The sequence below is a fragment of the Brachybacterium sp. GPGPB12 genome, assembly GCF_038396325.1.
Taxonomy (GTDB): Bacteria; Actinomycetota; Actinomycetes; order Actinomycetales; family Dermabacteraceae; genus Brachybacterium; species Brachybacterium conglomeratum.
The window spans coordinates 164,926-179,740 of the sequence record NZ_CP149573.1; the positions used below are offsets into that span (position 1 = coordinate 164,926).

Sequence of the window (14,815 nt, forward strand, 5' to 3'; positions counted from 1 at the left end):
TCCGTGTTCGTCCTCTCCCTCACCGGTCGCGCCGGCCACGGCCGCGCCGCCGGCGACCCCGTCCCCGCTCTGCTCGAGGCTCTCGAGGGGCTCGAGCCGCCGCTCGCCCCGGAGCGGACCGCCGGCCCGGACGCGCTCGTGCTCGCCTCCCGAGGGGAGACCGCGCTCGAGGCGATGCCGCGGGCGCTCGAGGTCGGGAGCACGGCCGTCGGCCTCGGGATCGGCGCCGTGCCGGGGCCGCTGCCCGGCTCGGTCCGCGAGCTCTCCGGCCCCGCCGTCGAGGCCGCCCGGAGCGCCGTGGCCGCGGCGTCGACCACCTCGCAGGTCCCGCTCGCCGTCCGCGCCGCCGATCCCCGCCACGCCGACACCGCCGCCGACGTCGAGGCCGTGCTGCGGCTGATCGGCTGGATGATCCGCGCCCGCGCCGCGGCCAGTGGCAGGCCGTGCACGAGCCGCGTGAGGATCCCACGGCCACGCAGGCCGTCCTCGCCGAGCGCCTCGGCGTCACCCAGCAGACCGTCTCCCGCGCTGTGAAGACCAGCGGCTGGCGCGAGGAGAGCGCCGCCCATCCGCTCGCCGTGCGACTGCTGAGCATGATCGACCTCACGTCGACCCGCTGAGTCCGCCCCCGCCCCCGAGGGCGGGGGCGCCGCGCGCTATCCTGGGGCCGCCCCGACGACAACCGAGGAGACACATGGCGACGACGAACGACCTCAAGAACGGAATGGTGCTGGTCATCGACCAGCGGCTCTGGAGCGTGGTCGAGTTCCAGCACGTCAAGCCCGGCAAGGGACCCGCCTTCGTGCGCACCAAGCTCAAGAACGTCCTGTCCGGCAAGGGCGTGGACAAGACCTTCAACGCCGGCGTGAAGGTCGAGACGGCCACCGTGGACCGCCGCGACATGCAGTTCTCCTATCTCGACGGCGACATGTACGTCTTCATGGACACCTCGAACTGGGAGCAGACCAGCCTCACCGAGGAGGTCGTGGGCGAGGCCAAGGACTTCATGGTCGAGGGCCAGGACGTCGTCATCGCCTTCCACGAGGGCAACGCGCTCTTCGTCGAGTCGCCCGCCTCCGTGGTGCTCGAGATCGAGTTCACCGAGCCCGGCCTGCAGGGCGACCGCTCCAGCGGCGGCACCAAGCCCGCGCGCCTGACCACCGGCCGCGAGATCCAGGTCCCGCTGTTCCTCAACGAAGGCGACCGTGTCAAGGTCGACACCCGCAGCGGCGACTACCTCGAGCGCGTGAAGTGACCCGAGGGTCGACCCCGCAGGGCGCCGACGACCGACCCGCCCCGCGCCCCACCGGCCTCCCCCTCCCCACCCGGGAGGGGGCGGAGGTCGAGCTCGAGCGGACCGTCCCGGCCGCCGCGGACCGGCTCCACGGACGCTCCCGCGACCGGATACGCGCCCTGGACGTGCTCTTCGAGGCCGACGCCAAGCAGGCCGACGTGCTCGACGTGCTCGCCGAGCGGCTCCGTCGCACGGCCGCGCAGACCCCGCTGCCCGAGCGCTCCCGCGCCCTGGTCGAGCTCTACGCCCCGCACGCCGTCGACATCGACGAGGACCTCTCCACGCACTCCCGCGACTGGCCGCGCACCGCATGCCCGCGGTGGACCGCGCGATCCTGCGCCTCGGCGCCGCCGAGGTGTCGCACGGCGAGGAGCCCGGGGCGCGCGGCGCGATCATCGGCGAGTACACCAAGATCGCCGAGGTCCTCTCGACCGACGACTCCCCGCGCTTCGTCAACGGCCTGCTGCAGCGGCTCGTGGACGTGCGCGGCCTGCTCGGCTGAGCAGGACCGGACCCCTCAGCAGTCACCCTCCGCCCCCGCCGGGCGCGTCCCCGTCCGAGGGGCGGGCAGGCGGGGGCGGACCCGCACCTGCCGACTACACTCGGCACAGCTCGCACGAGCACCCGACCCTTTAACGACACGTCCCGTGAGGCGTGGAAGGGAGAACACCGCATGACCAGCACCGACCCTGCCCTGGAAAGGGGAGCCGAGAGCTCCCGCGTCCTCGGGCCCGAGGAGATCCGGCGCGCGCTGACCCGCATCGCCCACGAGATCCTCGAGAGCGACCACGGTGCCGAGGACCTCGTCCTGCTCGGCATCCCGCACCGCGGCGTGCCGCTCGCCCGCCGCCTCGCCGAGCTCATCGCCCGCGCCGAGGGTCGCCCCGACGGCGCCGACCTCGCCGACCTGCACGGCGCGCTCGACATCACCATGTACCGCGACGACCTGCGCAGCAATCCCACCCGTGCGCCGAGCCCCACCCGGATCCCCGCCGCCGGCATCGACGGTCGCACCGTCGTGCTCGTCGACGACGTGCTCTACTCCGGCCGCACCGTCCGCGCCGCCCTCGACGCGCTCAGCGCCATCGGCCGACCCGCCGCCGTGCGCCTGGCCGTGCTCGTGGACCGCGGCCATCGCGAGTCGCCGATCCGCGCCGACCACGTCGGCAAGAACCTGCCCACCTCGCGCAGCGAGCGGGTGCACGTCCAGCTCACGGAGACCGACGGCACCGACGCGGTGGACATCGTCCGCCCGGCCCGCACGACGGGGGAGGGGCGCGCATGAGGCACTTCATCTCGATCGCGGACCTCCGCCGCGAGGAGGCCCTCGAGGTCCTCGCGACCGCCGAGCACATGGCCCAGACCCAGTCCCGCGCGATCCGCAAGCCGCCCACCCTCGTGGGCACCACCGTCGTGAACCTCTTCTTCGAGGACTCCACCCGCACCCGGATCAGCTTCGAGGCCGCGGCCAAGCGCCTCTCGGCCGACGTCATCAACTTCTCCGCCAAGGGCTCGAGCATCTCCAAGGGCGAGTCGCTGAAGGACACCGCGCTCACCCTCCAGGCGATGGGCGCCGACGCGGTCGTGGTGCGCTCGGGCTCCTCCGGCGCGGCGCACCTGCTCGCCCACGCCGGCTGGATCGACCAGCCCATCGTCAACGCGGGCGACGGCGCGCACGAGCACCCCACCCAGGCGATGCTCGACGCCTTCACCATGCGCCGTCACCTGCGGCGCGGCGACCCGCACGCGGGCCTCGACGGCCTGCACGTGGTGATCGTCGGGGACGTGCTCCACTCCCGCGTCGCCCGCTCGAACGTCGCTGCTGACCCTGCTCGGCGCCCGCGTCACGCTCGTCGCACCGCCCGCGCTGGTGCCCGTCGGCGCCTCCGCCTGGCCGTGCGAGATCTCCTACGACCTCGACCAGGCCCTCGCCGCCGGTCCCGACGCCGTGATGATGCCGCGGGTCCAGCACGAGCGGATGGTCGGCGGCGGCTTCTTCCCGACGGCGGGGGAGTACTCCCGCCGCTACGGGCTCAGCGCCGCCCGCGCCGCCTCCCTGCCCGAGCACACGATCGTCATGCACCCCGGCCCGATGAACCGCGGCTTCGAGATCGCCGGCTCCGTCGCCGACTCGCCGCGCGCCGTCATCGTCGAGCAGGTCGCCTCCGGCGTGTTCGTGCGCATGGCCGTGCTCTACCACCTGCTCGCCACCGACTCCCGGGAGGCCCCCCGTGACCGCTGACACCACCACCGCCACGACCGGCTCCCCGGCCCCGCCGCTGCTGCGCGGCGGTCGCCCCTACGGCGAGGACGTGCAGGACATCCTGATCCGCGAGGGCCGCATCGCCGCGATCGGCGGCGAGCTCGAGGCGCCGGACGGCGTCGAGGTGATCGACGCCGAGGGTCGCGTGATCCTCCCCGGCCTGGTCGACCTCCACACCCACCTGCGCGAGCCCGGCGGCGAGGAGGCCGAGACCGTCGAGACCGGCACCCGCGCCGCCGCCCGCGGCGGCTTCACCGCCGTGCACGCCATGGCCAACACGACCCCCGTCGCGGACACCGCGGGCGTGGTCGAGCAGGTCGCGATGCGCGGCGAGGCCGCCGGCTGGTGCGCCGTCCGCCCCGTCGGCGCGGTCACCGTGGGCCTCCAGGGCGAGCGCCTCGCCGAGCTCGACGCGATGGCGAACTCCCGCGCCCGCGTCCGCGTGTTCAGCGACGACGGCAAGTGCGTGCACGACCCGGTGCTGATGCGGCGGGCGCTGGAGTACGTGAAGTCCTTCGACGGCGTGATCGCCCAGCACGCCCAGGACCCGCGCCTGACCGAGGGCGCCCAGATGCACGAGGGGCTCGTCTCGGCGGAGCTGGGGCTGACCGGATGGCCGGCCGTGGCCGAGGAGTCGATCATCGCCCGCGACGTGCCGCTGGCCCATCACGTCGGCTCCCGCCTGCACGTCTGCCACCTCTCGACCGCCGGCGCTGTGGACATCGTGCGCTGGGCCAAGCGGCGCGGCATCGCGGTCACCGCCGAGGTCACCCCGCACCACCTGCTGCTGACCGATGAGAACGTGCGCCAGTTCGACGCGGTGTTCAAGGTCAACCCGCCGCGCGCACCGCCGCGGACGTCGAGGCGGTGCGCGAGGGCCTGGCCGACGGGACCATCGACATCGTCGCGACCGACCACGCCCCCATCCCGCGGACGCCAAGGACCGCGAGTGGGACCAGGCCGCGATGGGCATGACCGGCCTCGAGACCGCGCTGTCCCTGGTCCAGTCCACGATGATCGACGAGGGCCGCCTCGGCTGGCGCGACGTCGCCCGGGTGCTCTCCGAGAAGCCCGCCGAGATCGGCCGCGACCAGGACCACGGCCGACCGGTCGCGGTGGGGGAGCCGGCCCACCTGCTCGTCTGGGACCCGCACCCGGTGCGGGTCGCGGACCCCGCCGAGCACGCTTCCCAGGGCCGCAACTCTCCCTTCGCGGGCCTCGAGTCGCCCGGCGCGAACCGGCTCACCCTGCTCGGCGGCCGGCCCACCGTGCGCGACGGCGCGGTGGTGGAGAGGTGAGCGGGCGGATCGTCCCGGTCCTTCTGCTGGCGGTGCTGTTCGCGCTGATGATCGGCGCGATGGTGCTCGGCTGGCGCCGGCGCGGCCGCTCGCAGGCCCATCTGCCGGCCCCGTCGGCACGGACGCTCGAGGAGCTCGGCGAGGCCACCGCCCACGGGCCCGTCGGCGCGGTCTACGTCGACACCGTCCTCGCCGAGCGCTCGCTCGAGCGGGTCGTCGCCCACCGCCTGGGACAGCGCGCCCGCGCCGAGGTCAGCCTCGGCGAGCAGGGCACCTGGCACCTGGAGCGCGAGGGCACCGGGCCGCTCACCATCCCCGCCGCGGCCGTCCGGGAGGTCACCTCCGGGCCCGGCATGGCGGGGAAGTTCATCGGCGGCGACGGCCTGCTGATCATCCGCTGGAGCCTCGGCGACCAGCTCCTGGACACCGGCCTGCGCCTCGACCGGCGCGCCGACCACGACCTCCTGCTCTCCCGGAAGGAGCACTCATGACCACCCCCGCCCCCGCCACCCCCAGGCCCTCGGGCCGTGCGCGCCGCGAGCGCGCGCCGCTGATCCTCGAGGACGGCACCGTGTCGCGCGGCTCCGCCTACGGCGCCCGGGGCGCCCGCTTCGGCGAGGTCGTCTTCACCACCGGCATGACCGGCTACCAGGAGACCCTCTCGGATCCCTCCTACGCCGGGCAGATCGTCGTGCAGACCGCCCCGCACATCGGCAACACCGGTGCGAACGCCGAGGACATGGAGTCCCGCCGCGTGTGGGTGCGCGGCTACGCCGTGCGCGACGCGAGCCGCATCGCCTCCTCCTTCCGCGCCGAGCAGAGCCTCGACGACCTCCTGATCAGCAGCGACGTGGTCGGCATCAGCGACATCGACACCCGCATGCTCACCCGTCGGTCGCGCGAGGAGGGCTCCGCCCGCGGCGGCATCTTCTCCGGAGAGGCACTCGAGGCCTCGGAGGAGGAGCCGCTCGCCCAGGTGCGCGAGCGACCGCAGATGGCCGGCTCGAGCTTCGTCGAGGAGGTCACGATCGCCCAGCCCGTCGTGCTCGAGCCCGAGGGCGAGGCGGTCGCGACCGTCGCCGCCGTGGACCTCGGCATCAAGGGCGCCTCGCCGCGCTCCATGCTCGACCGCGGCCTGCGCGTGCACCTGCCGCCCGCCACGACCTCCCTGGAGGACCTCCTCGCGATCGGCGCCGATGCCGTCTTCTTCTCCAACGGCCCCGGCGACCCCTCCGCCGCGACCGCCCAGATCGAGTCGCTGCGCGGCGTGCTCGACGCAGGCGTGCCCTTCTTCGGCATCTGCTTCGGCAACCAGTCGCTGGGCCGCGCCCTCGGCTTCGATACCTACAAGCTGAAGTTCGGCCACCGCGGCATCAACCAGCCCGTCCAGGACCGCGAGACCGGCCAGGTCGCGATCACCGCGCACAACCACGGCTTCGCCGTCGACGTGCCGCTCGAGGGCGAGCACACCGCCCCCCACGACGGGGGCCGCTACGGCCGAGTCGTCGTCTCCCACGTGGGCCTGAACGACGACGTGGTCGAGGGCCGCGGCCGCCTCGACCTCCCCGCCTACTCCGTCCAGTACCACCCCGAGGCCGCCGGCGGCCCCCACGACGCCTCGTCCCTCTTCGACCGACTGGTGGAGCTCGCCGTCGCGCACCGCGCCGCCTCCGCCGACAAGGAGTCCTGATGCCCCGCCGTACCGATATCTCCTCCGTCCTCGTCGTCGGCTCCGGCCCGATCGTCATCGGCCAGGCCGCGGAGTTCGACTACTCCGGCACCCAGGCCTGCCGCGTCCTGCGCGAGGAGGGCCTGCGGGTCATCCTGGTCAACTCCAACCCGGCCACGATCATGACCGACCCGGAGATCGCCGATGCCACCTACATCGAGCCGATCGACCCGGACATCATCCGCTCGATCATCGCCGCGGAGCGGCCCGACGCGATCCTGCCGACGCTCGGCGGGCAGACCGCGCTGAACGCCGCGATCGCCCTGGCCGAGAACGGGACCCTCGAGGAGTTCGGCGTCGAGATGATCGGCGCGAACCTCGAGGCGATCAACAAGGCCGAGGACCGCCAGCAGTTCAAGGAGGTCGTCGAGCGGGTCGGCGGCGAGTCCGCCCGCTCGCGGATCTGCCACACCATGGACGAGTCGCTGGAGGCGGCCGACGAGCTCGGCTACCCGATGGTGGTCCGCCCCAGCTTCACCATGGGCGGGCTCGGCTCCGGCATGGCCTACGACGAGGCGGACCTGCGCCGCATCGGCGGCGACGGCCTGCACTACTCGCCGACCTCCGAGGTCCTGCTCGAGGAGTCGATCCTGGGCTGGAAGGAGTTCGAGCTCGAGCTCATGCGCGACAGCGCCGACAACTGCGTCGTGATCTGCTCGATCGAGAACGTCGACCCCGTCGGCGTGCACACCGGCGACTCGGTCACCGTCGCCCCCGCGCTGACCCTCACCGACGTCGAGATGCAGAAGCGCGCGACCTCGGCATCGCGATCATCCGCGAGGTCGGCGTCGACACCGGCGGCCGCAACGTCCAGTTCGCCACCCACCCCGAGACCGGCCGCATCGTCGTGATCGAGATGAACCCCCGCGTCTCCCGCTCCTCGGCGCTCGCCTCGAAGGCCACCGGCTTCCCGATCGCGAAGATCGCCGCGCGCGTCGCGATCGGCTACACCCTGGACGAGATCCGCAACGACATCACCGGCACCACCCCGGCCAGCTTCGAGCCTGCGCTGGACTACGTCGTGGTCAAGGTCCCCCGCTTCGCCTTCGAGAAGTTCCCCGCCGCGGACCCGACGCTCACCACCACCATGAAGAGCGTCGGCGAGGCGATGGCCCTGGGCCGCAACTTCACCGAGGCCCTCGGCAAGGCGCGCGCTCCATCGACGCCAAGGGCGCGTCCCTGGACTACACGGGCGCGCCGCCGAGCGCCGCCGAGGTCGCCGCGCTCCTGGACGAGGTGCGCACCCCGACCTCCGAGCGCCTGGTCGCCATCGCGCGGATCCTGTGGTCCGCGGCGGAGGGGATCCTCGACCCCGTCGAGACCCTCGACCGCCTCGTCGAGGCGACGGCGATCGACCGCTGGTTCCTCGACCAGATGCTGATCGTCGCCGAGCTGGCGGCGGAGATCCGCGCGAGCGACGTGCTGGACGCGGACCTGCTGGGCCTGGCCAAGCGGCACGGCCTCTCCGACGAGCAGATCGGCGCGCTCACCGGCCGCGCGGCGACGTCGTCAAGGGCGTGCGCGAGGCGCTGGGGATCAACCCGGTCTACAAGACGGTGGACACCTGCGCCGCGGAGTTCGCCTCCCGCACCCCGTACCACTACTCGACCTATGACCAGGAGACCGAGATCGAGCCCCGCGAGAAGCCCGCGGTGCTGATCCTCGGCTCGGGCCCCAACCGCATCGGCCAGGGCATCGAGTTCGACTACTCCTGCGTCCACGCCGCGCTCGCCCTCGGCGATCCGGAGCCGCCCGGCGGCGGCTACGAGACGGTCATGATCAACTGCAACCCCGAGACGGTCTCGACCGACTACGACATCGCCGACCGGCTCTACTTCGAGCCGCTCACCTTCGAGGACGTCGTCGAGGTGTACGAGGCGGAGAAGGCCGCCGGCTCCGTCGCCGGCGTCATCGTCCAGCTCGGCGGCCAGACCCCGCTGTCCCTCGCGCGCCGCCTCGAGGCGGAGGGCCTGCCGATCATCGGCACCAGCCCCGCCGCGATCGACAACGCCGAGGACCGCGGCCACTTCGGCGCCGTCCTGGCCGAGGCCGACCTGCCCGCCCCGCCCTACGGCACCGCCTGGGCGCTGAGCGACGCGATCGAGGTCGCCGCGGAGGTCGGCTACCCGGTGCTCGTGCGCCCCAGCTACGTGCTCGGCGGCCGCGGCATGGAGATCGTCTTCGACGAGGCGGGGCTGGTCGACTACGTCGGCCGCAACCTGCCCGACGGGGGCCGCGCCGAGGCGCCGATCCTCATCGACAGCTTCCTGGACACCGCGATCGAGATCGACGTGGACGCCCTCTACGACGGCGAGGAGCTCTACCTCGCCGGCGTCATGGAGCACATCGAGGAGGCCGGCATCCACTCCGGCGACTCCGCCTGCACCCTGCCGCCGGTCACCCTCGGCGATCCGGTGCTCGAGCGGATCCGCGCCTCGACCCTCGCGATCGCCGAGGGCGTGGGCGTGCGCGGCCTGCTCAACGTGCAGTACGCCCTCTCCCACGGCGTGCTCTACGTGCTCGAGGCGAACCCCCGCGCCTCCCGCACCGTGCCCTTCGTCGCGAAGGCCACCGGGGTGCCGCTCGCGCAGGCGGCCGCGGCCGCTCATGGCCGGCACCTCCATCGCGGACCTGCGCCGCGGCGGCGTGCTCCCGGCCGCCGGCGACGGCTCGGACCTGCCCGAGGACTCGCCGATCGCGGTGAAGGAGGCGGTGTCGCCGTTCAAGCGCTTCCGCACCCGCGAGGGACGCGCCGTGGACTCGGTGCTCGGCCCGGAGATGCGCTCGACGGGCGAGGTGATGGGCATGGACTCGACCTTCCCGCTCGCCTTCGCGAAGTCGCAGCTGGCGATCTCCGGCCAGGGCCTGCCCACCGCGGGCACCGCCTTCGTCTCGGTCTCCGACCGCGACAAGCGCTCGCTCCCGCCGCCGGTCGCGCGCCTGGCCGCGCTCGGCTTCGAGATCCTCACCACCGAGGGCACCGGGCGGGTGCTCGGCCGCTACGGGATCCCCTGCCGCGTCGCGCGCAAGGCCTCGGAGGAGGGCGAGGGCGCGAGCGTCATCGACCTCATCGAGGCGGGCGAGGTGGACCTCGTGCTGAACACCCCCTCGGGCTCCAACGCCCGCGTCGACGGCTACGCCATCCGCGCCGCCGCGACCAGCATGGACGTCCCGGTGATCACGACGCCGCAGGAGTTCCAGGCGGCCGTCCAGGCGATCGAGGCGCGCCCCGTGGAGCCCTTCGAGGTCCACAGCATCCAGGCCCACACCGCGCGTCTGCGCGAGGTGCGGACGGCCGGGGCGTCGGCATGAGCACCGCCCCGGCGAGCTTCGGACGGCGGTCGCAGGAGGAGACGGCCGCGCGCGGCCGCCTCGTCGCGGGCATCGACCCGCACGCCGCGCCGCTGGAGTCCTGGGGGCTCCCCGACAGCCCCGCGGGGCCGCGGGAGTTCTCCCGCACGGTGCTCGAGGCCGTCACCGGCCACGTCGCCGCGCTCAAGCCGCAGTCGGCGTTCTTCGAGCGCCACGGCGGCCGCCGGCGTCGCGGTGCTCGAGGAGCCGCTGGCCGCGGCCCGCGCGGCGGGGGTGCTGACGATCCTCGACGTCAAGCGGGGCGACATCGGCTCGACGATGGACGCCTATGCCCGGGCGCACCTCCTGCCCGGCGCACCGCTGGAGGCCGACGCGATCACCGTCAGCCCCTATCTGGGCACCGGCTCCCTCGACCCCGCCGGCGAGCTCGCCCTGGCCCACGGCAAGGGGCTGTTCCTCCTCGCCCTGACCTCCAACCCCGACGGACCGCAGGTCCAGCACGCGAGGACCGACCAGGACACGCCGGTCGCGCTGGAGATCGCGCGACACGCCGAGAGGATCGGCGGCGCCGCGCCGGGGGAGTGGTCGAGCATCGGCCTGGTCGTCGGCGCGACCGTCGGCGATGCCTACCGCCGCCTCGGCCTGGACGCCGCCGCGCCCTCGGTCCCGGCTGCTCGCCCCCGGCGTCGGGGCCCAGGGCGCCGGACCTGCGGAGATCGCCGACGTCTTCGGTGAACGTGCAGGTCAGACCCTGGTCTCGGTGTCCCGCGGACTGCTCGCGGCAGGGCCGGACCGGGCGGCGCTCGCCCAGCGCGCGGAGGAGCTGGCAACGACCTTCCGCTGAGGCCGAGGGGCGCTCCCGCACGGGGCCCGGACATCGCCGGAGGACGGCGGCGTCGGGCCCCGAAACGCATCGGACCTGGGACTTAGCGTGTCAGAAGTGCCCTCGGCCACGATTATGGGGTTACGCTCTTCCCACACCGGGCTCCTCCCGGACCCGCAGGACAACCGCGACAGAACAAGAGGTAAGAACAGTGGCTCTCCCTCCCCTCACCCCTGAGCAGCGGGCCGAGGCCCTGAAGAAGGCCGCCGAGGCACGCCGCGAGCGCGCGGCCATCAAGGCGCGGCTCAAGGACAGCGCCGGCCACCGCGGCGAGGAGATCAAGAAGGTCCTCGCCGAGGCCGAGTCCAACGAGGTCGTCGGCCGTCTCCGCGTCTCCGCCCTGCTCGAGGCCCTGCCCGGCGTCGGCAAGGTCAAGGCCCAGCAGATCATGGAGGAGATCGGCATCTCGCCCTCCCGCAAGATCCGAGGCCTCGGCTCGCACCAGGCGGAGAAGCTCGTCGCCCACTTCTCCGAGTGAGCCCTGATCTTCCCACCGGGGCCGGCGCCGCGACGGCGCCGGCCCCGGTCACCGTCCTGGCCGGCCCCACCGCGGTGGGCAAGGGGACCGTCTCCGCGGCGATCCGCGCCCGGTATCCCCGGATCTGGCTGTCCGTCTCCGCGACCACCCGCGCGCCCCGCCCCGGCGAGGTCGACGGCGTGCACTACCACTTCATGGGCGAGGAGGAGTTCTCCCGCCTGATCGAGGACGGCCAGATGCTCGAATGGGCCGTGGTCCACGGCCGCAACAAGTACGGCACCCCGCGCGGCCCCGTCGAGGAGAAGGTCGCCGAGGGCCGCCCCGTGCCGCTCGAGATCGACCTCGCCGGCGCCCGCCAGGTGCGCGAGAGCCTCCCCGAGGCTCGCTTCGTCTTCCTCGCCCCGCCGGACTGGGACACGCTCGTGCGGCGTCTCGTGGGCCGCGGCACGGAGGACGAGGAGGAGCGCGAGCGCCGTCTCGCGACCGCCAGGGTCGAGCTCGCCGCGGAGGACGAGTTCGACGTGACCATCGTCAACGACTCGGTGGACCGCGCCGCCGACGAGCTCGCACGCCTGCTCGGCGTGAACGACCTCACCTGACCCCTCTCGCTCCTGCCCTCGCCGCCGCGCGCGGCGTGGCGTATCCTGGAGCGTCGCACGTCGTCACCCAGGAAGGGACATCCGTGGCCGGAACAGTCGCACAGCCCGAAGGCATCACGAACCCCCCGATCGACCGTCTCCTCGAGACCGTCGACTCGAAGTACGCCCTGGTGCTGTACGCCTCCCAGCGCGCCCGCCAGATCAACGCGTACTACTCGCAGCTCTCCGAGGGTCTGCTCGAGTTCGTCGGCCCGCTGGTCGACGTCGAGAACCAGGAGAAGCCGCTCTCGATCGCGGCGCGCGAGATCGACGAGGGCCTCCTGACCGTCCGCGAGATCGACGAGGAGGAGTACGCCGCGCAGAACGAGCCGGACCCCAACGCCCCGGCCCCGCTGCTGCTCGGCGACGACGCCCCCGAGGTCCCGCCGACCGACTTCACCCTCTGATCGCGGCCCTCGCCGGTCGTCGCACGGAGCAGGCATGAGCGACCAGCCGCGCACGCTCGCCGGAGCCCGCGTCCTCGTGGGCGTCGGCGGCGGGATCGCCGCCTACAAGACCGCGCACCTGGTGCGCGGTCTTGTCGGTGAAGGGGCCGAGGTGCGGGTGGTCCCCACCCCCGCCTCGCTCGAGTTCGTGGGCGGGGCGACTTGGGAGGCGCTCAGCCACCACCCGGTGCTCACCTCCGTCTTCGAGGACGTCGACGAGGTCGCCCATGTGCGGCACGGCCAGCAGGCCGATCTCACCGTCATCGCCCCCGCCACCGCGGACCTGCTGGCGCGGATGCGGATGGGCCGCGCCGACGACATGCTCACCGCCTCGCTGCTGGTGACCCGCGGGCCCGTGGTGGTCGCCCCCGCCATGCACACCGAGATGTGGGGGCACCCCTCCACCCGCGAGAACGTCGCCGTCGCGCGCGAGCGGGGCGTGACCGTGCTCGAGCCCGCCGTCGGCCGCCTGACCGGCCCCGACTCCGGACCGGGCCGCCTTCCCGAGCCCGAGGCGATCCTCGACGCCGCCCGCGCCGCGATCGCCGCGCCGCGCGACGATCGCGGGGAGCCGCGCGCGATCTCGTCGGCCGCGAGTCGCTGATCACTGCCGGCGGCACCCGCGAGGAGCTCGACCCCGTCCGCTTCCTCGCCAACCACTCCTCCGGCCGACAGGGCTGGGCGCTCGCCCATGCGGCCCTCGTGCGCGGCGCGCGGGTGCGCCTGGCCGCCGCGAACGTCGCGCTCGAGACCCCGCCCGGCGCGGACCGCCTCGACGTGGTCAGCGCCGCCGAGCTCGCCGAGCTCGTCGCCGCCCGGCTCGGGGAGGTCGACGCGCTCGTCATGGCCGCCGCCGTGGCGGACTTCACCTCCGCGGGCCGCGCGGACCAGAAGATCAAGAAGGACGAGTCCGCCCCGGACTCCGTGCCGACCCTCGCCCTGGCCCGCACCCAGGACATCCTGCGTAAAAGCGTCGGCTCCCGCGGCGGGGCCGCGCGCCCCGCGATCGTGGGCTTCGCCGCCGAGACCGGCGGGGACGGCGCCGCAGCCCTGGACCTCGCCCGGCAGAAGGCGCGCCGCAAGGGCGCCGACCTGCTGGTCTTCAACGACGTCAGCGCCGGGGTGTTCGGCGCCGCGGACAACGAGGTGCGGATCCTGGACCGCGATGGCGAGGAGGTCGCCCGCGCCGCGGGCAGCAAGACCCTCGTCGCCCACGCCGTGCTCGACGAGCTCGTCGGTCGTCTCCCGGAAGTACCCTGATCCCCATGACCACCAGCGAGCGCGCACCTTCACGTCCGAATCGGTCACCGAGGGGCATCCCGACAAGATCTGCGACCAGATCTCCGACGCGATCCTCGACGACATGCTGAGCCAGGACACCGGCGCCCGCGTCGCCGTGGAGACCATGGTCACCACCGGGCTCGTGCACGTCGCCGGCGAGGTCCGCACGACCGGCTACAGCGACGTCTCCCACATCGTGCGCGACGTGATCCGCGAGATCGGCTACGACTCCTCCGAGAAGGGCTTCGACGCGGACTCCTGCGGCGTCGAGGTCTCGATCGGCGCGCAGTCCCCGGACATCGCCCAGGGGGTGGACACCTCCTTCGAGGCGAGAGGCGACGTCTCGGCCGAGGCCTTCGCGCGTCTCGGCGCCGGCGACCAGGGGCTCATGTTCGGCTACGCCTGCAACGACACCCCCGAGCTGATGCCGTCGCCGATCCACGCCGCGCACCGCCTCACCCAGAACCTCTCCACCGCCCGCCGCGACGGCGTGTCGCCCTACCTCCGCCCCGACGGCAAGACCCAGGTCTCCATCGGCTACGACGAGGACGGCGTGGCCCGCGCGTCGAGGCCGTCGTCGTCTCCACGCAAGACAGCGAGGAGGTCGACCTGGACGCCCAGCTCGCGCCCGCGATCTCCAGGGTCGTCATCGCCCCGGTCCTCGAGGACCTCGCCGCGCAGGGCCTGGACGTCTCCGAGGTCGTCACCCACATCAACCCCTCCGGCCGCTTCGTGCTCGGCGGGCCCAAGGGCGATGCGGGCCTGACCGGCCGCAAGATCATCGTCGACACCTACGGCGGGATGGCCCGCCACGGCGGCGGCGCCTTCTCCGGCAAGGACCCCAGCAAGGTCGACCGCTCCGGCGCCTACGCCATGCGCTGGGTCGCCAAGAACATCGTCGCCGCCGGCCTCGCCGACCGCTGCGAGGTGCAGGTCGCCTACGCGATCGGCGTCGCCGAGCCGGTGGGCCTGTACGTCGAGACCTTCGGCACCGGGAAGGCGCCCGCGCACCGGATCGCCGCCGCCGTGCGCAAGGTCTTCGACCTCCGCCCCGCCGCGCTGATCGAGGCGCTGGACCTGCTCGCGCCCGATCTACTCCCTCACCTCCGTGCACGGCCACTTCGGCCGGGAGTCGCCCGAGTTCACCTGGGAGCGCCGCGACCGCGCCGAGGAGCTGGAGCGCGCCCTGTGAC

At 73.6% G+C, this 14,815-nt stretch carries 9 protein-coding genes and 6 pseudogenes; all 15 read left to right on the forward strand.

The window, feature by feature from the left end:
* Positions 1-3 precede the first annotated feature (3 nt).
* Positions 4-534 (forward strand): MarR family transcriptional regulator, encoded by a 531-nt coding sequence (locus tag WKH84_RS00870; RefSeq protein ID WP_341855335.1) that lies wholly within the window; start codon positions 4-6, stop codon positions 532-534.
* 160 nt (positions 535-694) lie between these two features.
* Positions 695-1,255, forward strand: a complete 561-nt coding sequence (gene efp, locus WKH84_RS00875; RefSeq protein WP_341855336.1) for an elongation factor P — start codon at positions 695-697, stop codon at positions 1,253-1,255.
* Positions 1,256-1,604: 349 nt separating this feature from the next.
* A complete protein-coding gene (locus WKH84_RS00880; protein ID WP_341855337.1) occupies positions 1,605-1,796 on the forward strand; it encodes a transcription antitermination factor NusB in 192 nt (63 codons plus the stop codon).
* A gap of 171 nt (positions 1,797-1,967) precedes the next feature.
* On the forward strand, positions 1,968-2,579 hold the full coding sequence (gene pyrR / locus WKH84_RS00885) for a bifunctional pyr operon transcriptional regulator/uracil phosphoribosyltransferase PyrR (protein WP_341855338.1): 612 nt from the start codon (positions 1,968-1,970) through the stop codon (positions 2,577-2,579).
* Positions 2,576-3,536: pseudogene (locus tag WKH84_RS00890) on the forward strand (aspartate carbamoyltransferase catalytic subunit). Before pyrR ends, WKH84_RS00890 begins: the two are co-directional and overlap by 4 nt.
* A 37-nt stretch (positions 3,537-3,573) precedes the next feature.
* Positions 3,574-4,855, forward strand: a pseudogene (locus WKH84_RS00895) (dihydroorotase).
* On the forward strand, positions 4,852-5,346 hold the full coding sequence (locus WKH84_RS00900; RefSeq protein WP_341855339.1) for a hypothetical protein: 495 nt from the start codon (positions 4,852-4,854) through the stop codon (positions 5,344-5,346). The pseudogene WKH84_RS00895 and the gene WKH84_RS00900 overlap by 4 nt, the downstream one beginning before the upstream one ends.
* Positions 5,343-6,545 (forward strand): glutamine-hydrolyzing carbamoyl-phosphate synthase small subunit, encoded by a 1,203-nt coding sequence (carA, locus tag WKH84_RS00905; RefSeq protein WP_341855340.1) that lies wholly within the window; start codon positions 5,343-5,345, stop codon positions 6,543-6,545. The genes WKH84_RS00900 and carA overlap by 4 nt, the downstream gene beginning before the upstream one ends.
* Positions 6,545-9,896: pseudogene (gene carB, locus WKH84_RS00910) on the forward strand (carbamoyl-phosphate synthase large subunit). Before carA ends, carB begins: the two are co-directional and overlap by 1 nt.
* Positions 9,893-10,740 (forward strand): annotated as a pseudogene (pyrF, locus tag WKH84_RS00915) (orotidine-5'-phosphate decarboxylase). Before carB ends, pyrF begins: the two co-directional pseudogenes overlap by 4 nt.
* A gap of 190 nt (positions 10,741-10,930) precedes the next feature.
* Complete coding sequence (gene mihF / locus WKH84_RS00920; protein WP_062951048.1) at positions 10,931-11,257, forward strand: integration host factor, actinobacterial type; 327 nt, start codon at positions 10,931-10,933, stop codon at positions 11,255-11,257.
* On the forward strand, positions 11,254-11,856 hold the full coding sequence (gene gmk / locus WKH84_RS00925) for a guanylate kinase (RefSeq protein WP_341855341.1): 603 nt from the start codon (positions 11,254-11,256) through the stop codon (positions 11,854-11,856). Before mihF ends, gmk begins: the two co-directional genes overlap by 4 nt.
* Positions 11,857-11,939: 83 nt before the next feature.
* The gene (rpoZ, locus tag WKH84_RS00930) at positions 11,940-12,302 is read left to right on the forward strand and encodes a DNA-directed RNA polymerase subunit omega (RefSeq protein WP_341855342.1); all 363 of its coding nucleotides are present in this window, start codon (positions 11,940-11,942) and stop codon (positions 12,300-12,302) included.
* Positions 12,303-12,336: 34 nt separating this feature from the next.
* A pseudogene (gene coaBC, locus WKH84_RS00935) lies at positions 12,337-13,601 on the forward strand (bifunctional phosphopantothenoylcysteine decarboxylase/phosphopantothenate--cysteine ligase CoaBC).
* Positions 13,602-13,629: 28 nt separating this feature from the next.
* Positions 13,630-14,814: pseudogene (gene metK, locus WKH84_RS00940) on the forward strand (methionine adenosyltransferase); the annotation flags it as partial.
* Position 14,815: the final 1 nt, after the last annotated feature.